The organism is Terrabacter sp. MAHUQ-38, from assembly GCF_014518425.1.
GTDB lineage: Bacteria > Actinomycetota > Actinomycetes > Actinomycetales > Dermatophilaceae > Terrabacter.
On the sequence record NZ_JACVCU010000005.1, the window covers coordinates 678 to 24,419 of the forward strand.

Sequence of the window (23,742 nt, forward strand, 5' to 3'; positions counted from 1 at the left end):
GCTCCGCGGGTGGCCGCGACGACCGCGGTGGGTACCGGTCCGACGACCGTCGCTCCGCGGGTGGCCGCGACGACCGCGGTGGGTACCGGTCCGACGACCGTCGCTCCGCGGGTGGCCGCGACGACCGCGGTGGGTACCGGTCCGACGACCGTCGCTCCGCGGGTGGCCGCGACGACCGCCGCTCCGGTGGCCGTGACGACCGTGGCGGCTACCGGTCCGATGACCGGCGCTCCGGCGGCGGGCACCGGTCTGACGACCGTGGACCTCGACGCTTCGACGACCGTCAGCGTGGGGGCGCCGGGCGACCGCAGGACGAGGACCGACGAGGTGGGCCCCGACTGACGCCGAAGTCCCCTCGCAAGCCGGAGCCCGCGATCCGCGAGGGAGTCACGGGCCACGAGGTGGACCGCGGCGTGAAGAACCAGCTGCGCACGCTCTCCAAGGAGAATGCGGAGGGGGTCGCCCAGCACCTCGTCATGGTTGCCGAGCTGCTCGACGTCGACCCGGAGTCGGCCCTCGCGCACGCGGAGACCGCGGTGCGCCGCGCCGGCCGAGTCCCTGCCGCCCGGGAGTCTCTCGGCCTGGTGGCTTACCGCCTCGGCGACTGGGCGCGCGCCTTGGGTGAGTTCCGCACGGTGCGACGGCTCTCCGGCTCGCACCACCTGCTCCCGCTCATGGTCGACTGTGAACGCGCCCTCGGACGCCACGACAAGGCGCTCGAGCTCGCCCAGTCCGACGAGACGAACAACCTCGCGATCGACGACCGGGTCGAGCTGGCGATCGTCGTCTCGGGCATCCGTCGCGATCTCGGTCAGCTCGATGCGGCCGCAGCCGGCCTCAGCGACCTCGTCAAGCGGATCAACCCGAACCGTCCCTCCGCGGCGCGCCTCTTCTACGCGTACGCCGACGCGAAGCTCGCCGCGGGAGACGCACAGGCCGCCCGCGACTGGTTCGCCAGGGCAGCGGATGCCGACCACGAGCTCACGACCGACGCGGCCGAGCGCCTCGAGGAGCTCGATGGCGTCGACGTCACCGACCTGCTCGGAGACGAGGACGACGAAGACCCGGACTACCGGGTCGATGTCGAGGACGACGAGGACGACGAGGACGACGAGGATGAGGACGACGCCCGCTGAGACGTGAACCGTCGACAGGTGGCGCCCGCCTAGGGTCGTCGCAGGAGGACACATGGGCGCACCGAGCGGGTCCGTGATCGAGCGGTACGACGGGGTCATCTGTGACCTCGACGGGGTCGTCTACCGCGGTGGCGACGCCGTGCCCGGTGCGCCGGCTGCCTTGCAGGACATGGTCATTCGCGGCGTCCGTGTCGTCTACGCGACGAACAACGCGTCGAGGGTGCCCGCCGAGGTGGCCCGACAGGTCGCCGCCCTCGGCGCGCCGGCGGCCGCCATGGACGTCGTCTCCAGCGCGCAGGCCGGCGCGGCGCGCCTCCAGGCGCAGCTGCCCGCCGGGGCCAAGGTGTTGGCCCTCGGCGGCGACGGCGTCGTCGAGGCCCTCGACCAGGTGGGTCTGGCTCCGGTCCGTCCCGCAGACCTGGACGGGACCGGAGCTGCGGACGTGGCCGCGGTCCTGCAGGGTTACGGCAGGCAGCTGCGTGTGTCCGACTTCGAGACCGCCGCGCGCCTGCTCACCCGTGACCTGGCCTGGGTGGCCACGAACGACGACGCCACCCTGCCGCTCCCATGGGGCGAGTCGCCGGGCAACGGCGCCTACGTCGACCTGCTCGTCACCGCGACCAGGCGCCGGCCCGTCGTCGTCGGCAAGCCGCACCCGCCTCTCTACCGCCTGGCGCTCGACCATCTCGGCACGTCGCCGTCACGGACGCTGGCGGTCGGCGACCGTCTCGCCACGGACATCGTCGGTGCGGCGACCGCAGGCATCCACTCGGCATGGGTGCTGACGGGTGTCGACCGGCCCTCCGACCTCGTCGGGTCGGGTGCCTCGCCGACCTATGTCGTCGCCTCCCTCGCCGAGCTCCTGCAGCCGTATGCCGTTGCGGAGCGGGATGCGGATGGGTGGCGCTGCGGCGGTGCTTTCGTCCGCGCAGGGGAGGACGGCCTGCAGATCGCGCAGGGGCGTGGCACTCCTGCGGAGGCCGTGCGCGCGGGGCTCGCCGCGATCGAGGAGGGGGCCCAGGACGGCCGTCCCACGGACCGACTCCGGGAGGAGGCACTCGCGCTCGACCGCCTCCTCGACCTCGCGCAGGCGTCGAGCCGGTAGCGTGACCTGAGGGCACCAACCACCCGCACGGAGGCAGCACATGCATGGAGAGAGCGACGAGCGGCACGACGACCTCGGAGCCGACGAGGGTCTCGGTCTCACGGACGAGCTCGACCCCATGGACGCAGACACCTACGGCGACACGGACGACGACCGGGACGACGACGCGTACGGCGGCGACGACTCGGATGCCGACACCGCGGCGCCGGACCCCGTCGGCGACGACTGGGACGCGGCGGACCCCGTCCTCCCCGACGAGTCGGGAGGTGGAGTCGACGGCGGCGACGACGAGATCGGGAGCGACGAGGACCGCGACGGCTCCGACACCGGCCTCGAGGCGGACACCACTGCCGCCGAGGTGCCCTACGCGCCACTCGACGCGACACCCGAGACCCCGACGCCTCCGGTCACGGGCGACGAGACCGTCGACGAGGCCATGCTGCGCCTTGCCGAGTCCCAGGCCGCGTCCTTCGCTGAACGCATCGATGCGGGGGAGCACGCACACCGCAGCCTGCAGAGCCGCCTCGGCGGCCTCGGTGGGGCGTGACGACACGCCGACTCGACGTCGAGCTCGTCACGCGCGGCCTGGCCCGCTCACGCGCCCAGGCCCGTGAGCTCATCACGGCCGGCGTCGTCCTCGTCGACGGTCGCCCGGCCGTCAAGCCGGCCCTCCCGGTCGACGACTCGACCGCGTTGGAGCTGACCCGGGACCCGGACCGGTGGGTAGGGCGAGCGGCGCTGAAGCTGCTGCACGCGCTCGACGTGTGGCCGATCACGGTCGCGGGCCGGCGCTGCCTCGACGTCGGGGCGAGCACGGGTGGCTTCACGCAGGTGCTCCTCGAGAGGGGCGCCGCCCACGTCACCGCCCTCGACGTCGGTCACGGCCAGCTCGTCGCGCCGATCGCGACCGACCCACGCGTTCGCGACCTGCCGGGCACGAACATCCGCGACGTCGACGCCCAGGCACTCGGTGGCCGGTTCGACGTGGTCGTCTCCGACCTCAGCTTCATCTCGCTCACGATCGCCCTGCCGGCCATGCGGCCGCTCGTGACCGACGAAGGCGACCTCGTCGTGCTCGTCAAGCCGCAGTTCGAGGTGGGGCGCGAGCGCCTGGGCCGTCGCGGCATCGTCACGTCGCGTCGCGAGCATCGTCGGGTGCTGCGCGACGTCGCCCAGGTGGCGATCGACGAGCACCTCCACCTGCACGGTGCGGCCGCCAGCCCGATCACCGGTGGCGACGGCAACCGCGAGTTCCTCCTCTGGCTCGCACCACGGCCCGTCCCCGACGCGTCGCGGACGTGGGTGGATGACATGCTGGAGGCCATCGACCTGGAGGGAGACCCGTGACGCGCCGGATCCTGCTCGTCGCCCATCCGAGGCGCCCGGAGGCGCTGGCGGTCGCCAAGGGCGTCGTGGAGCGCCTCACTCATGTCGGCATCGACGTGTCGCTCCAGGCCGACGAGGCCGATGCCCTCGACCTCAAGGACAGTGCCCGCGTCCATGTGGCCTCGAAGGAGGAACAGGTCGCCGAGGGCTGCGACCTCGTCGTCGTCCTCGGCGGGGACGGCACGATCCTGCGCGGCGCGGAGTTCGCACGCAGGGTGGACGTGCCCCTGCTCGGCGTGAACCTCGGTCATGTCGGCTTCCTCGCCGAGGCCGAACGCGACGACCTCGACGCCACCGTCGAGCACATCGCCAACAAGGACTACGACGTCGAGGAGCGCATGACGCTCCATGTCGACGCCAAGCTGCGTGGCGAGCTGATCGCCAGCAGCTGGGCGCTCAACGAGGTCACGGTCGAGAAGGCGGCGCGCGAGCGCATGCTGGAGTGCACCATCGAGGTCGACGGGCGGCCGCTGTCGAGCTGGGGGTGCGACGGTGTCATCGTCTCCACTCCCACGGGCTCGACGGCATACGCGTTCTCGGCCGGCGGCCCCGTCGTGTGGCCTCGGGTCGAAGCCATGCTCCTGGTCCCGAGCGCCGCCCACGCCCTGTTCGCGCGGCCGCTCGTGCTCGGCCCCGACACGCACCTCGCCGTCGAGATCAAGGCGGCGGCCGAGGGGGCAGGGGTCATGTGGTGCGACGGCCGGCGGCACGTCGACCTCCCGCCCGGTGCACGCATCGAGGTCCGGCGTGGTCTGCGCCCCGTGCGCCTGGCCCGCCTCACGAGCGCACCGTTCACCGACCGGCTCGTCGCGAAGTTCGACCTGTCGGTCGCGGGGTGGCGCGGCAACGGCGACACCACGCCCCCGGTGGACGACGTCGACGGCGGTGAGGGTGCCCGGCCCTAAGGTGGTCCCGTGTTCAGCCAGATGAGGATCCGCGGCGTCGGTGTCATCGACGACGCAGTCCTCGAGCTGAGTCCCGGTCTCAACGTCCTCACCGGCGAGACCGGTGCGGGCAAGACGATGGTGGTGTCCGGGCTCGGTCTGCTGCTCGGTGAGCGCGCCGACTCCGGCCTCGTCCGCACCGGGTCCGAGTCCGCGCTCGTCGAGGGCGTCGTCCAGCTGCCCCTGGGCCACCCCGCCCTCGTGCGCGCCGAGGAGGCCGGTGCCGACCACGAGGACGGCGAGCTCGTGATCGCCCGCACCATCGCGGCGGCCGGTCGCTCACGCGCGCACGTCGGCGGACGCACGGCGCCCGTCTCGGTGCTCGCCGAGCTCGGTCAGCACCTCGTGGCCGTCCACGGGCAGGCCGACCAGTGGCGCCTCAAGCAGGGCGAGGCCCACCGCGCCGTGCTCGACGACTTCGGCGGCCCCGACGTCGTGGCGCTGCGCGACCGGGTGGCCGAGCTCCACGACCGCTGGCGCGAGTCGGCGCGCGAGCACGACCGCCTCGTCTCCGAGGCGCGCGAGCGCGCCCGTGAGATCGACTCACTCACGGCCTCGCTCGAGGAGATCGAGGCCGTCGACCCGCAGCCGCAGGAGGACGTCGCGTTGCGCGCCGAGGACGAGCGCCTCGCCCACTCCGACACGCTCCGGCTCGCCGCCGCCCAGGCCCTGGCCGACCTCAGCGGCGACGAGTATGCCGCCGAGCCGGCTCCCAACGTGCGTGACCTCATCGGGTCGGCTCGCGCCGCCCTGGCGCCGGCCACGGGGCACGACGAGGCGCTGGCCGGACTCGACGAGCGCCTGCACGAGGTGGGCACCCTTGTCACCGATCTCTCCGCCGACCTCACGGCATACCTCGACGACGTCGAGCTCGACCCCGACCGCCTCGCGTTCGTCCAGGAGCGCCGGGCTGCGCTCGGCGTGCTCACGCGCAAGTACGGCGAGTCGGTCGACGAGGTCCTCGAGTGGTCCGGTCGCAGCGCCGCCCGGCTCGACGAGCTCGTGACGGCTGACGACCGCGTCGAGCGGCTCGGGGTCGAGGTGGCGCGGCTCGAGGCCGCGGTCGGGGCGGCCGCCGTGGCACTCTCCGATGCGAGGCGCGCCGCGGGCGACGAGTTCGCCACGCGTGTCTCGGAGGAGCTCGCGCACCTCGCCATGGGCAAGGCTGTCGTTCACGTCGAGGTGCGTCGCCGCCCCGACCCCGACGGTGTCACCCTCGCCGACGGGGAGCGGGTTCGCCTCTCGCGGCACGGGATCGACGACGTGGAGATCCTCCTGGCCGCCAACCCCGGCGCCTCTCCCCGGTCCGTCGCCAAGGCGGCGTCCGGTGGCGAGCTGTCCCGCGTCATGCTCGCCCTCGAGGTGGTCGGCGCGCGCACGCCGTCGGGCGAGGGAGTGGCCGGGCCGCCGACGTTCGTCTTCGACGAGGTGGACGCCGGCGTGGGTGGACGCGCCGCCCTCGACGTCGGCGCACGGCTCGCAGCCCTCGCCGAGCACTCACAGGTCATCGTCGTGACGCACCTCGCTCAGGTCGCCGCGTTCGCCGACCGGCACCTCGTCGTGCACAAGGCCGACGACGGGCGCATCACGTCCAGCAGCGTGTCCGTCGTCGACGGGGACGCGAGGCTGCGTGAGCTCTCCCGGATGATGGGCGGCGACCCCGACTCCGAGGCCGGGCTCGCCCATGCCGGCGACCTGCTGGAGCAGACGAGCTCGGTGCGCGGCAGGGCCGCCGCACCGGCACGCGGCGGCGCCCGAGGCTGAGGGGCTGCCCCCACGGCTCACCCATGGCGTCGCCGACACACCGACGTGGCACGATTGAGGCCATCATGGCCCTCCCCATACGCCGCCGCCGTCCCCACATCCGCGACACCGGTCCCGGCGTCGTCGGCACGGCGCGCGTCGACCGGCGCACCAAGAGCCTGACGAAGCGGCTCCAGCCCGGCGACATCGCGGTGATCGACCATCCCGACCTCGACAAGGTGAGTGCGGACGCCCTGCTGTCCGCCCGCCCGGCCGGCGTCGTCAACGCGAGTGCGTCGATCACCGGCCGCTACCCGAACCTCGGGCCCCAGATCCTGGTCGAGGCGGGCATCCCGGTGCTCGACGCCGCCGGGCCCGACGTCATGGCGGTCACCGAGGGCCAGGTCCTGCGGCTCGACGGCGCCGACGTGTGGTCGGGCGAGAGCAAGGTGGCGACCGGAACGCTGCTCGACGCCGAGGCCGTGCAGAGCCAGATGCACGAGGCGCGTGCCGGGCTCGCGGTCCAGATCGAGGCGTTCGCGACAAACACCATGGAGTTCATCCGCAAGGAGCGCGACCTGCTCCTGGACGGCGTCGGCATCCCGCCGATCACGACCGAGCTCGACGGTCGGCACTGCCTCATCGTGGTCCGCGGCTACCACTACCGCGAGGACCTCGAGACGCTCCGGCCGTACATCCGCGAGTACCGGCCGGTGCTCATCGGCGTCGACGGGGGAGCCGACGCGATCCTCGAGTCGGGGCACCAGCCAGATCTCATCGTGGGCGACATGGACTCGGTCTCCGACGCAGCCCTGCGGTGCGGCGCCGAGGTCGTGGTGCACGCCTACCGCGACGGGCGGGCGCCCGGGCTGGCGCGGGTCGAGATGCTCGGGATCGAGCCGGTCGTCTTCCCTGCGGCGGGCACGAGCGAGGACGTCGCGATGCTGCTCGCCGACGACGCCGGCGCCGAGCTCATCGTCGCCGTCGGCACCCACGTGACCCTCGTCGAGTTCCTCGACAAGGGCCGCGACGGGCAGGCCTCGACCTTCCTGACCCGGCTCCGCGTCGGTGGGAAGCTCGTCGACGCCAAGGGCGTCAGCCGTCTCTACCGTGCCCGCATCCCGGGCGGGCTGCTCGTCACGATGCTGCTCGTCGGCATGCTCGCCTTCTTCGCCGCGCTCGCCTCGACGCCGGCGGGCCAGGCGTGGCTCCAGGTGCTCGCAGCCCGGTGGGACGACCTCTGGACCGCCATCGTTGGGATCGTCACGTGATCGACTTCCGCTACCACCTCGTCTCGATCATCTCGGTGTTCCTCGCGCTCGCGGTGGGCATCGTGCTCGGAGCGGGCCCGCTGCAGGCGAACCTCGGTGACCAGCTGACCGACCAGGTGGCAGCGCTGCGGACCGAGAAGCAGGCCCTCAACGACAAGCTCAGCACGAGCGAGAAGCTCGTCGACGCGTCCGACGAGTACGCCGCCGCCGTGCAGGGCCGGGTCGTTCGCGGACGTCTCACCGGTCACCGGGCGGTCGTCGTCGCGATGCCGTCGGCGGACGGCACGATGCTGACCAACCTCGAGGCCGTCGTCACGCAGAGCGGTGCGTCCCTGACCGGCACCCTGACGATCAGCCCCGACTGGTTCGACCCCAGCCAGGCGGCGGACCGGGGAGAGGCGGCCCGTCAGGCCGCCTCCGCGCTCGGCCTCGAGTCGAACGCGACCGGCGACGCCTTGCTCACCGACGTCGTGACCGACCTGGCACTCTCGACGACGACCACCGGGGTCTCGAGCCAGCGTTCGGCAGCGCTCAAGCTGCTCGTCGACGCGGACCTTCTCGACAGCTCGGTCGCCGACCTTCCTCCGGCCGACGTGGCGGTCGTCGTGTCGGGCGACTACGCGGGCGCCGAGTCGGCCGTCACCGAGCGGTCCGACGCGATCCGGGCCCTCGTCACGGCGTTCGCCGGGTCGTCTCGGGCAACCGTGGTCGCGGGTGGCGAGACCGCCGCAGCGGCAGGCCAGCCCATGACCTCCAACGCCGTCCAGGCGGTCCGCGAGAAGTCGGACACGGCGGGGATCGTCTCGACCGTCGACCACGCCCGCTCCGGTGACGGCCCGGCCACGGTCGTGCTCGCCGTCGAGGATGCCCTCGACGAGCGGGTGGGGCACTACGGCGTCGCAACCGGGGCCACGGCGACCGTGCCGAGGGTGCTGCCGTGACGTCCGCTCGGGCGCGCGACCACCTGCTCACCCTCGCCGCGTCCGCGGCCGCCTCCTGGGCGACGCACCGGCTCGCCCGACGGCTGCCGCAGCGGATCAGGTCCCCGTGGGAGCGCACCAACCACGCCGGCCGCACCGTGACGCTCCTCGAGGGTCCTGCGTTCGTGGCCGGGGCGCTCACGGCTGCGACACTCCCCGTCGGCGCACGGCGGGGCCAGCGTGTCGCCGCGGCCGTCACAGCAGGGGTCGCGGGCGCGCTCGGCGCGCTCGACGACCTCGCCGGGGGCGCCGCGGACAAGGGGCTGCGCGGACATCTCGCGGCGCTGCGCCGAGGCCAGGTGACGACCGGGGCGGTCAAGGTCGTCGGCCTCGCGGCCACGGGCCTGGCAGCCGCGGCGCTGACGGACCGAGACCGCCGCGGTCCGCTGTCCACGCTCCTGGGTGGCGCCGTCGTCGCCGGCGCCGCCAACGCCGTCAACCTCTTCGACCTGCGCCCGGGGCGCGCCCTGAAGGTGACCGTGGCGGCCGGCCTGCCCCTCGTCACCGGCACACCGGGAGCAGCAGCGGTCGGCTCGTCGCTCGGCGTCATCGGCGACGACCTGGCTGCCCGGTCGATGCTCGGCGACACCGGAGCCAACGCCGCGGGTGCGCTCGTCGGGCTCGCCGTCGTCGAGCGCACCGGGCTCTTGGGCCGGGCCGTCGCCCTCGCCGGACTCGCCGCGCTGACGCTCGCGTCGGAGCGGGTCAGCTTCACCCGCGTCATCGAGGGCAACGGCGTGCTGCGGCACCTCGACGAGTGGGGCCGGGAGACCCGATGAGCCAACGCGCTGCGGGCGGGCGCCCTTCGCGCCGTGGGCTGCTCGCCGCCGCCGGGACGATCGCGGTCATCACCCTCGTCGCCCGGATCGTCGGCTTCGGCCGCTGGTTCGCCTTCTCGCACTCGGTCGGTGCGACCTGCGTGGGCAGTGTCTACCAGTCCGTGAACGCCGTGCCGAACGTCCTCTTCGAGATCGCCGCCGGCGGGGTGCTCGCCGCTGTAGCGGTGCCGCTCGTCGCAACATCCCTCGCCCGCGGTGACCGGTCGCAGGCCGACGCGACAGCCTCCGCGCTGCTCACCTGGGCGGTGGTCGTGCTCGTGCCCCTGGCCATCGTCGTGACACTGGCGGCGCGACCGATCGCGGGCGCCCTCCTCGGCACTGGATGTGCGGGCGAGGTCGCCCTCGGCGCGGAGCTGCTCGTCGTCTTCGCCGTCCAGATCCCGCTGTACGGTGTGGCGATAGTGCTGGCTGGAGTCCTCCAGTCTCATCAGCGGTTCGTCGGGGCGGCCGTCGCCCCATTGCTCTCGAGCCTCGTCGTCATCGCGACGTACCTGCTCTACCGGTCCCTGGTCCCCCTCCCGGCGGCCGCCATCGCCGACGTCCCGACGGGCGCGGTCGCCGTCCTGGGGGTGGGCACGACGCTCGGCGTCGTGGCACTCGGTCTGCCGCTGCTCGTCCCGGTGCGCCGGGCAGGCATCCGGCTGCGCGCGAGGCTGCGCTTCCCCCAGGGAGCGGGTCGTCGCGTCAGGGCGCTCGCCCTCGCGGGCCTGCTGGCCGTGGCTGGGCAGCAGCTGGCGACCCTCGTCGTCATCCGGATCGCCAACGACCGCGGGGGTCCGGGCACGCTCAACGTCTACACCTACGCCCAGGCCGTGACCCTGCTGCCGTATGCCGTGCTGGCCGTGCCGCTCGCGACGGCGGCCTTCCCGTCCCTCGCGGGCGCGCACGCCGCGAGCAGTGTGCCCGGCGGGGCGCCGGCGGCCGAGGCAACCCTGCGCAGGGCCTGGCTCGCGACCGTGGTCGTGTCGCTCTTCGGGGCTGCCGCCCTCGTCGCCGTGGCGGTTCCGGTGGGGTCCTTCTTCCAGTCGCTCGACGCCGGCTCGGGGTCCCAGACCTCGCTCCGGACGTTGGCCGCGATGGGCGACGCGGTGACCCTCTTCGCACCTTCGGTCGTCGCGCTGGCAGTCATCGGGCTGTTGGCCAGGGCGTCCTACGTGCGCGGGGCCGCCCTCGCCGCAGGCGCACTCGCGGCTGCGGGCTGGCTGGCAACAGCCGTCATGCCGTTGCTGCTGCTCGACCCGGCGGGTGCAAGCGGTCCGGCCACGGTGCGAGCCCTCGGCGCGGGGTCGAGCCTCGGGCTCGCCCTCGGGGCGGTGCTCCTCGTCGTCCTCGTCGGGCGCACCTGGGGGTGGGCCGCGCTGTCCCTCCCGCCGCGACCCCTGGTGGCGGCACTGACCGGTTCGGTGGTGGCTGCCGGGACCGGACGTGCCGTCGCCTCCTGGTTGTCGGTGAGCGGTGTGGGGCACTCGCTCGGGTCGAGCCTGCTCGTCGGAGTGGGGGTAGGCGTCCTCGCGCTCGCCGTCATGATCGGCCTCGCGCTCGCGGTCGACCCATCGCTCGTCGCCCGCGTACGCCGCGCCCGCGGCGTCCAGGCCGCGGCGCAGGAGACGGTGCCGTGAGAGTCCTCATGCTCCTCGGGCGCTCCACAGGCGGGATCGGCGCCCACGTCGGCGCGCTCGTGGCAGGTCTGCGCGACGAGGGGCACGAGGTCCTCGTCGTCACGGCCGACTCGACGGCTGACTCATTCGGCTGGACCGGTGCGGCGCGCCTCTGGCCGGTGCACCGCGGGGCCCGTGCGCCACGAGGCCTCGTGGACTGGCACCGGATCATGCGGCTGGCCGGCACCGTCGACGTCGTCCACGCCCACGGCCACCAGGCCGCCGTCGTCGCGGCGGCGGCCGTCGCTCGTGCCCTGCCGAGGCCGCGCTTCGTCGTCTCGCTGCACAACGACCTCCCGCCGTCCGGCCCGTCCACTGCCTCGCGAGCAGCGCAGGGCGTCCTGCGGTGGACGGTGTCCCGGGCACTGCGCCGCGCCGACCTCGTGACCGGCGCCAGCGAGGACCTCGTCACCCTCGCGAGCACGCTCGGCGCGCGCCGCACCGAGCTCGCCGAGGTGCCGTCCGCCGGCGTCGCGGGGCTGCTCGACGCGTCCCCACTGGCGCCCGCGGAGCGTGAGGCCCTGCTCGAGGGGGCGAGTGTGCCCGCAGGCCTACCTGTGGTGCTCACCGTGTCGCGCATCGCGCCGCAGAAGGACCTGCCCACGCTCCTCGAGGCGGCCCGCCTCTCGCGTCAGCCGGCGACGTGGGTCGTGGTGGGCAGCGGCGACGAACGACTCCGGGCGCGCCTCGAGGAGGCGGCGGGCGGCATACGGCCGGGGGACGCTGATGCGACACGCGCGGGCGTGCGGTTCGTCGGGGCCCGTGACGACGTGTCCGAGTGGCTTCGGGCGGCCGATGTGTTCGTCCTGACGAGTCGCTGGGAGGCCCGCGCGCTCGTCGTCCAGGAGGCCATGGCAGCGGGCCTGCCGGTCGTCGCGACCCGGGCCGGAGGCCTGCCGGCACTCGTGGATGGCGCGGGGTCGCTTGTGCCCGTGGGCGATCCGGCCGCAACGGCCGCCGAGGTCGACCGCCTGCTGGGTGACCGTGCCGAGCGGGCCCGCCTCGGTGCCGCGGCGAGGGTCGTGGCGGCCTCCTGGGCCTCGCCGGCCGCCGAGGCGCGCCGGTGGGTGGAACGCTACTCCGCGACCCTCCCGGGATGACGTAGACTTAAAGCCCGTGGTGGAAACGACGAAGCACATCTTTGTGACCGGGGGCGTGGCCTCTTCGCTCGGCAAGGGCCTGACGGCCTCAAGCCTCGGACGACTTCTCAGATCGCGTGGCCTCAAGGTCACCATGCAGAAGCTCGACCCCTACATCAACGTGGACCCCGGGACGATGAACCCGTTCCAGCACGGCGAGGTCTTCGTGACCGACGACGGGGCCGAGACGGACCTCGACATCGGTCACTACGAGCGCTTCCTCGACGTCAACCTCGTCGGCAGCGCCAACGTGACGACCGGCCAGGTCTACAACAACGTCATCGCCAAGGAGCGCCGCGGCGAGTACCTCGGCGACACGGTCCAGGTGATCCCGCACATCACCAACGAGATCGTGGCCCGCATGCGTGCCCTCGCGACCGGGGGCGCCGATGCGCCGGACGTCATCATCACGGAGATCGGCGGCACCGTCGGCGACATCGAGTCGCTGCCGTTCCTCGAGGCCGCACGGCAGGTGCGACACCTCATCGGGCGCGACAACAGCTTCTTCCTCCACGTGTCGCTCGTGCCCTACCTCGCCCCGAGCGGCGAGCTCAAGACCAAGCCGACACAGCACTCGGTCGCCGCGCTGCGCCAGGTCGGCATCCAGCCCGACGGTCTCGTGCTGCGCGCAGACCGCGAGATCCCCGAGCCGATCAAGCGCAAGATCTCGCTCATGTGCGACGTCGACGTGACCGCCGTCGCTGCTGCCGTCGACGCGCCGAGCATCTACGACATCCCCAAGGTGCTGCACCGCGAGGGGCTCGACGCGTACGTCATCCGGCGCCTCGGTCTCAACTTCCGCGACGTCGACTGGACCGAGTGGGACCAGCTGCTGCAACGCGTGCACGACCCCGAGCACGACATCGAGATCGCGCTCGTGGGCAAGTACATCGACCTGCCCGACGCCTACCTCTCGGTGACCGAGGCGCTGCGCGCGGGCGGCTTCCACCACGACGCCAAGGTCAACATCCGCTGGGTCGCCAGTGACGAGTGCCAGACCCAGGCGGGAGCGCAGCGCGCCCTCGGCGGCGTCGACGCGGTCCTGGTCCCGGGTGGGTTCGGCGTGCGCGGCATCGAGGGCAAGCTCGGCGCGCTGCGCTGGGCCCGTGAGAAGCAGGTGCCGACCCTCGGCATCTGCCTGGGCCTGCAGTGCATGGTCATCGAGTACGCCCGCACCGTCCTCGGCAACGACGGCGCGAGCTCGACCGAGTTCGACCCCGAGACCTCGCACCCCGTCATCGCCACGATGGAGGAGCAGAAGGCCTTCGTCGAGGGCGCCGGCGACCTCGGCGGCACCATGCGCCTCGGCCTCTACCCGGCGGCCCTCAAGGAGGGCAGCGTGATCCGCGACGCGTACGGCGCGGCCGAGGTCGAGGAGCGCCACCGCCACCGCTACGAGGTCAACAACGCCTATCGCGACGACCTCGAGCAGGCGGGTCTCGTCTTCTCCGGCACGTCGCCGGACGGCACCCTCGTCGAGTTCGTCGAGCTGCCGCGTGACGTGCACCCGTACTACGTGTCGACGCAGGCGCACCCGGAGTTCCTGTCACGCCCGAACCGCGCGCACCCGCTCTTCGCGGGTCTCGTCGGTGCCGCCCTCGAGCGCCAGCGCAGCGAGCGGCTCGTCGAGGTCGAGCGCCACCGCAGCGCCGTCGACGCGGGCCAGGCCGAGCGCGCCGAGGACGGCGCCGACGGGCGTGCGAGCGACGAGTACGCGTTGTCCGCCTCGGCGGGCACCACGGACGCCGACTGAGCCGGGTGCACGCAGCTTGAGCATCGACGCGCCGATCGGCACCGGGGCGGACGTCGTCGAGGAGTGGACCGGGGAGCCGGTGCTCGAGTCGACGACGCCGTTCGCGGGGATCATCTTCGACGTCGTTCGCGAGCGCGTCGACCTCGGCGCCGGGGGAGTCGTCACGCGTGACTACGTGACGCACCCCGGGGCCGTCGCCGTGCTCGCCCTGCGCGAGGTCGACGGCGTCGACCACGTGCTGCTGATCCGGCAGTACCGGCACGCGAGCGGCGGGCACGTGTGGGAGCTGCCCGCCGGCCTGCTCGACGTCGACGGCGAACCGCCCCGGGACGCAGCCGCGCGTGAGCTGGCCGAGGAGGTCGACCTCGTCGCCGACGAGTGGCACGTGCTCGCCGACGACGTGACGTCGCCGGGAGCCTTCCCCGAGACCGTCCGCGTGTTCCTCGCCCGCGGCCTGCGCGACGTCACGGCGGCGCAGGCCCACCAGCGCACGGCCGAGGAGCTGACCCTGCGGCCGCTGTGGCTGCCCCTCGACGATGCCGTCGACGCCGCCCTCGCCGGTCGGATCAGCAACTCCGCCACGCTCGTCGGACTCCTGAGCGCCGGCCTGTCCCGCGACCGCGGCTGGTCGACGCTGCGCCCGCCGGACGCCCCGTGGCCCGCCCATGAGGCGCAGCGCGCCCGCCACGGGTGACGCGACACGCCTTCGGGGCACGCGCGCACCGGCGGTGTCCCTGCGGCAGCGGCGAGTCGTATGCGGCGTGCTGCGGGCCGCTCCTCGACGGAGATCGGACGGCCGGCACCGCCGAGGAGCTCATGCGCTCGCGCTACACCGCCTTCGCGACGGGTGACGCCGACCACCTCGTGCGCACGTGGCACCCGCGCACCCGTCCGGACGACGTCGGGCTCGACCCGGCGACCCGCTGGACCGGGCTCACGGTGCTGCGCACGGTGGGTGGCGACGTGGGCGACGACGACGGTGTCGTCGAGTTCGTGGCCACGTGGGTCGAGTCGTCAGCGGGGCGCCGAGGACCCGGTGCCGGGGGCGAGCTGCACGAGGTCAGCCGCTTCGTCCGGCGGGCCGGCCGCTGGCTCTACCTCGACGGGGAGCACGGCTGAGCCGTCCCCGGGCAACCCCGCGGTGGCGCCGCCCCGGCGCAGTACGGCGACGGCGACCCCGGCGAGCAGCACGGCGCCACCGGCTAGCTCGAGGGCGCTCGGCCGCTCACCGAAGGCGACGGCCGCCGCCGCCATGCCGAAGACGGGCACGAGCATCGCGAAGGGCGTCACTCGAGCGACCGGGTGCCGGCTGAGCAGGGTGTTCCAGATGCCGTAGCCCACGAGCGACGACAGGTAGGCCGTGTACGCCGTCGACACGACGGCCGGCCACTGCACGTGGCCCAGTGCGGCGCCGATCGCCGCGGGACCCTCGAAGGCGAACGACAGGACGAGGGCCGGGACCGGTACCACCAGACCCGACCAGACCGTGACGGCCAGGCCGGCGCCCGGGGTCACCGCGCGGGCACGTCGGGTCAGCACGTTGCCGACAGCCCACGACACGGCCGCTAGGACGAGGACGACGAGGGGCAGCAGGGGAGCCGACAGGCCGCGTCCGGCGGCGATCGTCAGCAGGCCGGCGCCGCCGAGCGCCACACCGAGCCGCTGGGCGGTCGAGGGGCGCTCTCGGAGCCACACGGCGGCGATGACCACGGTGAACAGCACCTGGGCCTGGAGCACGAGTGAAGACAGGCCTGGCGGCATGCCGAGGTGCAGCGCGAGGTACATGAGCGCGAACTGGCCCAGGCTCGTGAACAGGCCGATCAGCGCGAGGTCGTGCCACGGGACGTTCGGGCGCCGCACGAAGAAGACGGCGGGGACGCAGACGACGACGAAGCGGACCGCGAGGAACAACAGCGGCGGGACCGAGTCGAGGCCGGTCCGGATCGCGACGAAGTTCGTGCCCCAGATGAGGGCGACGAGGACGGCGAGGGCGGTGTCACGACGGCGCATGTCGCCCATCGTGCGGCGTCCCGACCATTCACGTCCATCAAACTGATGTGCGCTCGACTGTGTAGCATCGCTGCATGATCGATCCTGTCGCTCTGCGCTCGCTGGTCGCCGTCGAGTCGTACGGGTCCGTCGGAGCCGCTGCGGCGGCGCTCGACTACACGCCGAGTGCCGTCTCGCAGCAGATCAAGCGTCTGGAGACCCAGACCGGGGTCCAGCTGCTCGAGCGCCAGGGCCGCGGCGTCCTGCTCACCGAGGCCGGTCGCACGCTGTCCGAGTCGGCACGCGACCTGCTCTCACACATGGAACGGCTCGAGTCGCGGGTGCACGGCGTGAGCGGCGAGACGGTCGGCACGGTGCGCCTGGCGACGTTCGCGACGGCATACCGGGGAATCGTCGTCGGGGCGATCGGCCGGCTGCGGGCCACAGCCCCGGACGTCGTCCTGCGGCCCGACGAGATCGACCCGTGGGACGCGGTCGACGCCGTCGCCTCCGGCTCCCACGACCTCGCGCTCGTGCACAACTGGGAGCCGCTGCCGCTCGCCATTCCCGACCACCTCGACGTGCGCCACCTCGGCCGCGACCGGGCCGACGTCCTCGTGCACGTCGACCATCCGCTCGCCGCGCGCCGGACCATCGGCGTGGCCGACGTTCTCGACGAGGACTGGGCGAGCGTCGCGCCGGGCTCGATCTGCCACCAGTGGCTGCAGAAGATGTTCTTCGACGTCGGCCGGGCCCCACGCATCACCCATGTCGCCCTCGAGTTCGCCACCCACATCGCGCTCGCCGCGCGTGGCGAGTGCATCGCCCTCGTGCCACGCCTGGGGCGCGGCCCGCTGCCCACCGATGTCGTCGCGGTTCCCATCGTCGAGCCCGTCTCCGAGAGGACGGTGAGCCTCGTGTGGCGTCGAACCATGACCGACCGCCCAGCGCTCGCGGCCACGGTCGAAGCCCTTGCCGCAGAAGGCTCTCGGGACCTCACCTGACGCACAGCTCCCTCGCCGCCCTGACCCTCAGGGGCTCGTGAGGACCACGAGCTGCTGGGTCGCGCGCGTCATCGCGACGTAGCGGTCGACCGCCCCCTCGATGCCGGTGCCGAAGGCCTCGGGGTCGACGAGGACGACGAGGTCGAACTCGAGCCCCTTGGACAGCTCCGGAGCCAGTGACCGGACGCGCGACGTCTCGCGGAAGGTCGGGTCGCCGATGACGCAGGCGGTCCCGTCGGCGTGCGCGGCGAGCCACGTGGCCAGGACCGAACCCAGGTCCGTCGTCGACCCGTGCCTGACGGGGACGCCGCTCTCGCGGATCGAGGTCGGGACGTTGGCATCCGGCAGGACCGACCGGATGACGGGCTCGGCCTCCTGCATGACCTCCGCCGGGGTCCGGTAGTTGATGCTCAGGGAGGCCGACGCGATCCGGTCGAGCCCGACCCGTTCGAGCCGCTCCTCCCACGGCTCGGTGAACCCGTGCCGGGCCTGCGCACGGTCGCCGACGATGGTGAAGCTGCGGGACGGGCACCGGGCCAGCAGCATCTGCCACTCGGCGTCGGTCAGCTCCTGGGCCTCGTCCACGACCACGTGTGCGAACGGCCCGGCGAGCAGGTGGGGGTCGGTGTCGGGCTCTCCCGCCACGTCGACCAGGGCGCCGCGCAGGTCCTGGCCGCGCAGCATCGACATGACGTGCATGTCCGAGTCGTCGGTCGCGATGAGGTGGTCGACGACGTTGGCCATCTCCGCCTGTTCGGCAGCGAGGACCGCATCGCGCTGGCGCTTGCGCCGTGACGCCTCAGGGTCGCCGAGCCGCAGCCGGGCCGCGTCGAGGAGCGGCAGGTCCGACACCGTCCAGGCGTGGGGCTTCGCGCGCTGGAGCGCTCGGACCTGCTCGATGCTCAGGCCGGGAGCGCAGCGACGCAGGTAGGCGGGGACCGACCACAGGTCACCGACGAGGTCGGTCGCCTCCAGCATCGGCCAGGCGCGGTTCAGGGTCGTGCGCAGCTCGCGGTCCTGCTCCAGGGACCTGCGGACCACCTCCGGTGGGGCCTCCTCGTCGTCGTGCTTGTCCACGAGGATGCTCAGCAGCTCCTCCCAGATGACGTCACGCGCCTCGTTGTGCGGGGTGCCGGGCGGCGGCGCGTCGAACGCCGCTGCCCAGTCGTCGGCGCTGAGCCAGACGTCGGACCAGGGTGTCGTGACCTCCATCCCCTCGGTCGGGGGCTCCTCGTACAGCCGCACGGCCGGCTCGATCGCACCCACCATGTGAACCGACGCCTTGAGGCGCGCGACGTCGGGATCGCTCTCGTCCGGAGCCCCGGCCCCCTCGGCGACGAGGTCGCGCACGGTGCAGGTCTGCACACCCTCCTCGCCGAGGCTCGGCAGGACGTCGGCGACGTAGGCCAGGTAGGGCTGGTGCGGGCCGACGAACAGCAGGCCGCCACGCCGGTGACCGAGACGCGGGTCGGAGTAGAGGAGGTAGGCGGAACGGTGCAGGGCGACAACGGTCTTGCCCGTGCCCGGCCCGCCGTCGACGACGAGGGCGCCGCGGGACCCTGCACGGATGATGGCGTCCTGGTCGGCCTGGATGGTGCCGAGCACGTCCCGCATCCGGGGGGACCGGCTGCTGCCGAGGCTGGCGATGAACGCGGACTGGTCGTCCAGCGCGGCGTTGCTCTCCAGTCCCTCCGGGGTGAAGACCTCGTCCCAGTAGTCGCTGACCCGACCTCGGGTCCATCGATACCGGCGCCGGTTCGCCAGACCCATCGGGTTGGCGTGTGTCGCTCCGAAGAACGGCTCCGCTGCCGGGGATCGCCAGTCGACGAGCAGCCGGCGACCCTCCTCGTCGGTGAGGCCGAGGCGTCCGACGTACACCGGGTCGCGGTCGTCCCCGCCCACCATCCGACCGAGGCAGAGGTCCAGGCCGAATCGGCTGAGGGTGCGCAGGCGTGCCGTCAGCCGGTGGACCTCCTGGTCGCGGTCCAGCGCCGCCTGGCCCCTGCCACCGGGTGCCCGGCGTGCCGCGTCGAGGCGGTCCGACAGGTCGGCGATCGACCGGTCGAGAGTGTGCGCGATGGCGGCGAAGTGCTCGTCGTCGCGGGCGATGAGTGTGGGGTCGGCCTTGGGGGAGAGGTGGTCGGGAAGGTCGAACGCACTGGTCGTCAGGGGGTTCACGTCGTCAGCTCCGATCAGGTTCGTGACCTCGGTCTTGGGCCTCGACCGGCGATTCTGGGTCATGACCGGGGCCTTGCCGCAAGCCCCCGGGTGCGCTATACGTTGGGAGTGGAGAGGGACAACCCCTCTCCTTCTTGCTGTCTGGTTCTCGACACCCTGCGCCTGCGACTCCGCACCGAGACGCGCCGAAGTCCGGCAAAGGGCGAAAACCCTTGCGCAGCAGACATGTCGGGCATCGCCAGTGAGCGATCCAACGCACGCCTACCGTGGAAGTGGCGGCCGCGTGACACGTCCCTTGCGGCGCCAAGGGGTGCGACATGCGACGACTTCGGGCCTCGGGGGAAACAAGCAGCGCGCGCGGTCGCAGCATGCTCGTGGGGCTCGTGGGGCTCGTGGCGCCGGTGCTGGTGGCCAGCACCGCGCTGGTCATCGGGTCCGGTCGGGATGCGGAAGCGGCCACGACCCTGCCGGCGGGGTTCATCCTGCAGGACCTCGCCACCGGGATGGTTCCGCAGTCGGCCACCGGACCGGGCGACCTGCTGACCGACTTCGCGTACCTGCCGGACGAGAGCCTGATCGCGGTCGGAAAGTACGGGCGCGTGCAATGGGTCCCGCGCACCGGGACGCCGCGCCGGATCGCCACGCTGCCGGTGAACTCGACGTCGGACCTCGGGCTCATCAGCGTCGCCGTCGCCGCCGACTACGAGACCACGCGTCACGTCTACACGGCGCGAGCCGTGGCCAGCACGGCCGCCGGGTCCGGCGCCAACGGCATCCTCCGGCTCAGCAGATGGACCGTCACGATCGGTGGTGACGGTGGGCCCACCGCGCTGGGCAGCGAGGTGCCGGTGCTCGAGACGTCGGCCGACGCGCCGATCCACTCGTTCGGATCCGTCATCGCCGACCGTGACGGGTCGGTGTGGCTGACCATCGGCGACGGGACGGCGAACCGCATCGAGACCCAGGGCCTGCGTGCCCTGGACATCAACGACGTGCACGGCAAGGTCCTGCGCATCCGACCCGACGGCTCGGGCGTCTCCGACAACCCGTTCTACGACCCGGGCAGGCCACGAGCAGCCCGCAGCCTCGTCTTCGCCAGCGGCCTGCGCAGTCCGTTCCGGTTCAGCCTCGACCCGGGCACCGGACTGCCGATCCTCGGCGACGTCGGGAAGAACACGACCGAGGAGATCGACCTCATCCGTCCCGGGTACTCGTTCGGCTGGCCGTGCTGGGAGGGATCGAGGCCGACCGTCGGCTACACGGACCTGACGCAGTGCTCCGGTGTCACGACGACGCCGCCGCTGTGGGAGTACCAGCACGACGGCAGCGGCGCCTCCGTGACCGGCGGCGTGGTCTACGCCGGTACCTCCTACCCGGCCGCCTACCGCGGCCGCTACTTCTTCGGTGACTACATCGACCAGAAGCTCTGGACGCTTGCCTTTTCGGCCACGGGAGCGCTGACGACCGCACCGGAGCCGGCCGGCTTCGGCAGCGGCATCGGCCGGCCGGTCCGCTTCGCGACGACCCCCGGCGGGGACGTGGTCTTCGCCGACATCGCCACCGCCCGGCTGCGCCGCCTCGTGTACGCGCCGGGGAACCGTCCTCCCACCGCGGCATTCACAGCCGGCGCGGTGCCCACGACCCGGGTCGTGACCCTCGACGCCGCGGCCTCGACCGACCCCGACGGGGACCTCCTCTCCTTCAGCTGGGACCTCGGCGACGGCACGACGGCCACGGGCCAGTCGCTCACCCACACCTACTCGACCGACACGGACCAGTTCGACGTCACGCTCACGGTCCGGGACCCTCTCGGCGCGACTGCCTCGACCATGGAGACGGTGTATCCCGGCAACCATCCCCCCGTGCTCTCCGTGGACTGGCCGGACCCGGCACGGACCTACGCCGTCGGGGAGCTGGTCCACGCGGCTGCGGGCGCCACCGACCAGGAGGACGGCACCGTGCAGGTGACGTGGACGTCCCGACTCGTCCACTGCTATGCGGTCACGGACTGCCACGACCACTTCGGCGCCACGACGACCGGCCCGACGCTCGACCTCCTCATGGACGGCCACGAAGGAGACACCGAGCTGCGCATCAGTGCGTCTGCCACGGACAGCCGCGGAGCAGCGGTGAGCGACGAGCTCGTCGTCCTGCCCCGACAGCACCACGTCGGCATCAGCAGCAACTGGCCGGCGGCGTTCACCATCGGCGACGAGCAGGTCTCCTCGGGCCTGTTCACCGAGGGGCTCGTGCTCACCCTGGTGGCGCCCGAGCACGGTCATGACGGTCTCTCGGCGTTCCACGCATGGGGCGACGGGGTGACGACGCGGTCCCGACAGCTGACCGTCGGCAGCGGGGACGTGACGCTCGACGTCGAGTACCGGACTCCCATCGGTGCCCGCTACGCGACCGACACGGCCTTCCGTTCCCGCCTCGGGTCTCCTGTCGGCGTCGAACAGGGCGATCTGGGCCTGCGGTCACGGGTCTACGCCGGAGGCGTCGCGCACTGGTCACCGGAGACGGGGGTCCACTTCGTGGCCGGAGCCATCGGACGCCGTTACGCCGTGCTGGGCGGGCCGGCCTGGTGTGGACCGCCAACCAGCGACGAACAGCGCACGGCCGGGCTGGACGGCTATTTCAACCACTTCTCCAGGGGATGCTCGATCTTCTGGAGCTCGGTGGGAGGGACGCGCTGGGTCAACGGCCACATCCGCACGCTGTGGGCGAGCCTCGGCTGGGAACGATCCTTCCTCGGCTATCCGCTGACCGACGTCGTGAAGACCGCATCGGGTACGGGCTGGATGACGCGTTTCGAGGGCGGGACCGTCTTCTGGTCGTCGGCGACGGGGGCTCGTTACGTCCGGGGCGCCACCCTGACGAAGTACACGGCGATGCAGGCCGAAGCGTCGCTGCTGAGGTACCCCACGACGCACACGACGGCCACGGTGGCGAAGGACGGGACGTGGCAGCACTTCCAGAACGGCTCCATCTTCTGGAGCGGTACCACGGGCGCCCACTGGGTCAACGGTCACATCCGCACGTTGTGGGCCGACCTCGGCTGGGAGCGGTCCCTGCTGCGCTACCCGGTGGCCGACCTGTCGAGGACACCGTCCGGCAACGGCTACCTGACGCGCTTCCAGGGCGGCACGATCTACTGGTCCAGTGCCACCGGCGCTCACTACCTCACCGGTGCCACGCTGACGAAGTACACGGCGATGGGGGCCGAGGCCACCGTCCTGCGCTACCCCACGACCAACACGACCCGGACGATCAACGGTGACGGCACCTACCAACACTTCCAGGGCGGGTCGATCTTCTGGAGCGGGCCCTCTGGCGCGCACCCCGTGACGGGGGCGATCCGGTCGAAGTGGGCCTCCCTCGGTTGGGAGCGCTCGTGGCTGGGCTATCCGACGAGCGACCCGTTCACCGTCACGGTCGGCAGGCGGCAGAACTTCCAGCACGGCAACCTCGTGTGGAACCGGAGCACCGGGACGGTGACCGCCTACCGGACGTGAGCCGGCCGCTCCTGCACGAAGCGCTCCTGGCGGCGCGAGGGCTGGTCGAGGCGGAGCCGACCGCGGAGTCGGCCGAGCGGGCGTTCGACGAGCACCCACGACAGCCACGACACGAGCACCGCGGCGGTGATGAGGGCCAGATTGCGCGGCGTCGTGTGCTCGCCGAGCAGGAGGCTGTTGATGAAGGTCTGGTGCCAGAGGTACAGCGCGTAGCTGATCGTGCCGAAGAAGACCAAGACGCGTGAGCCCACGACGCGCGAATGACCCGATACGGCGGCATACACCAGCCAGACCCCGATCATCGCGTAGACGGCACCCAGGGGCCGGAAGAGCGGGTGGTCGACCTCGAGGCCGTGCCCCGGAAAGGCCGACACGGCCACGAGGACGACGAACGGCACGAGCGGGCTCGTGGCGGGCACGTCCCAGCCGCGCACGCTGACGGCTGCGAGGGCGAACGCGAGGGCGACCCCGAGGAGGAGGGCGAACGCGTTCGTCTCGGTCGAGATGTCGAGGCGGATCGCGCTGCCCTGCGTCCAGACCGAGTAGAACGTGGCGAGCGCCGCGAGGCCGAGGACGACCGCGAGGGCGCGGCTGCGCAGCCACGTCATGAGGCCGATGAACACCGCGGGCCAGACGACGTAGAACTGCTCCTCGACGGACAGCGACCACAGGTGGTTGAGCACGCCGAGGTCGGTGCCGGTGATGCGCACCCAGTTGCCGACGTAGAAGAGCGAGGCGATGGCAGCCGTCGGGTAGGTCGAGAGCCGGTCGTCTCCCGTGGCCCACAGCAGCAGCGGGACCAGGGCGAGGAGCACCGCGAGCGCCGGCAGGAGGCGCAGGGCGCGGCGGCCCCAGAAGCGCCACAGGCTGATGGAGCCCCAGCGGTCCCACTCGCGGATGAGCAGGCTGGTGATGAGGTAGCCGGACAGCACGAAGAAGAGGGTGACGCCCGACAGCCCGCCCCAGCGCACCGGCAGCCCGGAGTGCGCTGCGACGACGAGGAGGATGGCTAGTCCCCGGACGCCGTCGAGGTCGCGGTTGCGGGAGTGCTGCACGGCGAAGAGCCTAGGTGCAGGCGGTCTAGGATTGGTCCTCGGTGCCC

At 72.7% G+C, this 23,742-nt stretch carries 19 protein-coding genes and 2 pseudogenes; 18 read left to right on the forward strand and 3 right to left on the reverse strand.

The features are described from left to right. The 16 genes and pseudogenes from H9I49_RS18065 to H9I49_RS18135 form a co-directional block, all read left to right on the forward strand. Positions 1-342 (forward strand): annotated as a pseudogene (locus tag H9I49_RS18065) (hypothetical protein); the annotation flags it as partial. A 71-nt stretch (positions 343-413) separates the two neighbouring features. Beyond that, entirely contained in the window at positions 414-1,136 is a 723-nt protein-coding gene (locus tag H9I49_RS18070; RefSeq protein ID WP_370587642.1) for a tetratricopeptide repeat protein, read from the forward strand. 52 nt (positions 1,137-1,188) lie between these two features. Then, entirely contained in the window at positions 1,189-2,241 is a 1,053-nt protein-coding gene (locus H9I49_RS18075) for an HAD-IIA family hydrolase (protein WP_188031804.1), read from the forward strand. A gap of 40 nt (positions 2,242-2,281) precedes the next feature. Further along, positions 2,282-2,788: a hypothetical protein gene (locus H9I49_RS18080; RefSeq protein WP_188031805.1), complete on the forward strand. Its 507-nt coding sequence runs from the start codon at positions 2,282-2,284 to the stop codon at positions 2,786-2,788. Then, a complete protein-coding gene (locus H9I49_RS18085; protein WP_188031806.1) occupies positions 2,785-3,588 on the forward strand; it encodes a TlyA family RNA methyltransferase in 804 nt (267 codons plus the stop codon). Before H9I49_RS18080 ends, H9I49_RS18085 begins: the two co-directional genes overlap by 4 nt. Then, the gene (locus tag H9I49_RS18090; protein WP_188031807.1) at positions 3,585-4,532 is read left to right on the forward strand and encodes an NAD kinase; all 948 of its coding nucleotides are present in this window, start codon (positions 3,585-3,587) and stop codon (positions 4,530-4,532) included. Before H9I49_RS18085 ends, H9I49_RS18090 begins: the two co-directional genes overlap by 4 nt. Before the next feature lie 9 nt (positions 4,533-4,541). Next, entirely contained in the window at positions 4,542-6,335 is a 1,794-nt protein-coding gene (recN, locus tag H9I49_RS18095; RefSeq protein WP_188031808.1) for a DNA repair protein RecN, read from the forward strand. A 65-nt stretch (positions 6,336-6,400) separates the two neighbouring features. Beyond that, positions 6,401-7,585, forward strand: a complete 1,185-nt coding sequence (gene steA / locus H9I49_RS18100) for a putative cytokinetic ring protein SteA (protein WP_188031809.1) — start codon at positions 6,401-6,403, stop codon at positions 7,583-7,585. Next, positions 7,582-8,526, forward strand: a complete 945-nt coding sequence (locus H9I49_RS18105; protein ID WP_188031810.1) for a copper transporter — start codon at positions 7,582-7,584, stop codon at positions 8,524-8,526. Before steA ends, H9I49_RS18105 begins: the two co-directional genes overlap by 4 nt. Next, a complete protein-coding gene (locus H9I49_RS18110; protein WP_188031811.1) occupies positions 8,523-9,344 on the forward strand; it encodes a hypothetical protein in 822 nt (273 codons plus the stop codon). Before H9I49_RS18105 ends, H9I49_RS18110 begins: the two co-directional genes overlap by 4 nt. Then, complete coding sequence (murJ, locus tag H9I49_RS18115; protein ID WP_223128913.1) at positions 9,341-11,023, forward strand: murein biosynthesis integral membrane protein MurJ; 1,683 nt, start codon at positions 9,341-9,343, stop codon at positions 11,021-11,023. Before H9I49_RS18110 ends, murJ begins: the two co-directional genes overlap by 4 nt. Further along, the gene (locus H9I49_RS18120; protein ID WP_370587643.1) at positions 11,020-12,162 is read left to right on the forward strand and encodes a glycosyltransferase family 4 protein; all 1,143 of its coding nucleotides are present in this window, start codon (positions 11,020-11,022) and stop codon (positions 12,160-12,162) included. Before murJ ends, H9I49_RS18120 begins: the two co-directional genes overlap by 4 nt. A gap of 16 nt (positions 12,163-12,178) precedes the next feature. Continuing rightward, the gene (locus H9I49_RS18125) at positions 12,179-13,954 is read left to right on the forward strand and encodes a CTP synthase (protein ID WP_188031813.1); all 1,776 of its coding nucleotides are present in this window, start codon (positions 12,179-12,181) and stop codon (positions 13,952-13,954) included. A gap of 16 nt (positions 13,955-13,970) precedes the next feature. Then, complete coding sequence (locus H9I49_RS18130; RefSeq protein WP_188031814.1) at positions 13,971-14,648, forward strand: NUDIX hydrolase; 678 nt, start codon at positions 13,971-13,973, stop codon at positions 14,646-14,648. Next, positions 14,645-14,728: pseudogene (locus tag H9I49_RS24585) on the forward strand (SEC-C metal-binding domain-containing protein); the annotation flags it as partial. The gene H9I49_RS18130 and the pseudogene H9I49_RS24585, both read left to right, overlap by 4 nt. Before the next feature lie 42 nt (positions 14,729-14,770). Continuing rightward, positions 14,771-15,073, forward strand: a complete 303-nt coding sequence (locus H9I49_RS18135) for a YchJ family protein (protein WP_370587680.1) — start codon at positions 14,771-14,773, stop codon at positions 15,071-15,073. Here H9I49_RS18135 and H9I49_RS18140 read toward each other — a convergent pair. Beyond that, the gene (locus tag H9I49_RS18140; protein ID WP_188031816.1) at positions 14,969-15,964 is read right to left on the reverse strand and encodes an EamA family transporter; all 996 of its coding nucleotides are present in this window, start codon (positions 15,962-15,964) and stop codon (positions 14,969-14,971) included. The two genes, H9I49_RS18135 and H9I49_RS18140, sit on opposite strands and share 105 nt — an antisense overlap. Before the next feature lie 74 nt (positions 15,965-16,038). On the opposite strand from H9I49_RS18140, the gene H9I49_RS18145 reads away from it, so the two are divergent. Next, positions 16,039-16,947 (forward strand): LysR family transcriptional regulator, encoded by a 909-nt coding sequence (locus H9I49_RS18145; RefSeq protein ID WP_255524098.1) that lies wholly within the window; start codon positions 16,039-16,041, stop codon positions 16,945-16,947. Positions 16,948-16,974: 27 nt separating this feature from the next. Here H9I49_RS18145 and helR read toward each other — a convergent pair whose 3' ends face one another. Beyond that, complete coding sequence (helR, locus tag H9I49_RS18150) at positions 16,975-19,125, reverse strand: RNA polymerase recycling motor ATPase HelR (protein ID WP_188032217.1); 2,151 nt, start codon at positions 19,123-19,125, stop codon at positions 16,975-16,977. Positions 19,126-19,442: 317 nt separating this feature from the next. Between helR and H9I49_RS18155 the strand changes: the two genes are divergently transcribed. Next, a complete protein-coding gene (locus tag H9I49_RS18155; RefSeq protein ID WP_188031817.1) occupies positions 19,443-22,640 on the forward strand; it encodes a PQQ-dependent sugar dehydrogenase in 3,198 nt (1,065 codons plus the stop codon). Here the strand turns inward: H9I49_RS18155 and H9I49_RS18160 are convergent. Beyond that, positions 22,628-23,695, reverse strand: a complete 1,068-nt coding sequence (locus tag H9I49_RS18160) for an acyltransferase (RefSeq protein WP_188031818.1) — start codon at positions 23,693-23,695, stop codon at positions 22,628-22,630. The genes H9I49_RS18155 and H9I49_RS18160 overlap by 13 nt on opposite strands. Positions 23,696-23,742 lie beyond the last annotated feature (47 nt).

Coding starts and splice junctions, on each gene's coding strand:
- murJ (WP_223128913.1), top strand. CDS start 9,341: ATGAGCCAACGCGCTGCGGGCGGGCGCCCTTCGCGCCGTGGGCTGCTC.
- H9I49_RS18155 (WP_188031817.1), top strand. CDS start 19,443: ATGCGACGACTTCGGGCCTCGGGGGAAACAAGCAGCGCGCGCGGTCGC.
- steA (WP_188031809.1), top strand. CDS start 6,401: ATGGCCCTCCCCATACGCCGCCGCCGTCCCCACATCCGCGACACCGGT.
- H9I49_RS18075 (WP_188031804.1), top strand. CDS start 1,189: ATGGGCGCACCGAGCGGGTCCGTGATCGAGCGGTACGACGGGGTCATC.
- H9I49_RS18080 (WP_188031805.1), top strand. CDS start 2,282: ATGCATGGAGAGAGCGACGAGCGGCACGACGACCTCGGAGCCGACGAG.
- H9I49_RS18145 (WP_255524098.1), top strand. CDS start 16,039: ATGATCGATCCTGTCGCTCTGCGCTCGCTGGTCGCCGTCGAGTCGTAC.
- H9I49_RS18140 (WP_188031816.1), bottom strand. CDS start 15,964: ATGCGCCGTCGTGACACCGCCCTCGCCGTCCTCGTCGCCCTCATCTGG.
- H9I49_RS18135 (WP_370587680.1), top strand. CDS start 14,771: ATGCGCTCGCGCTACACCGCCTTCGCGACGGGTGACGCCGACCACCTC.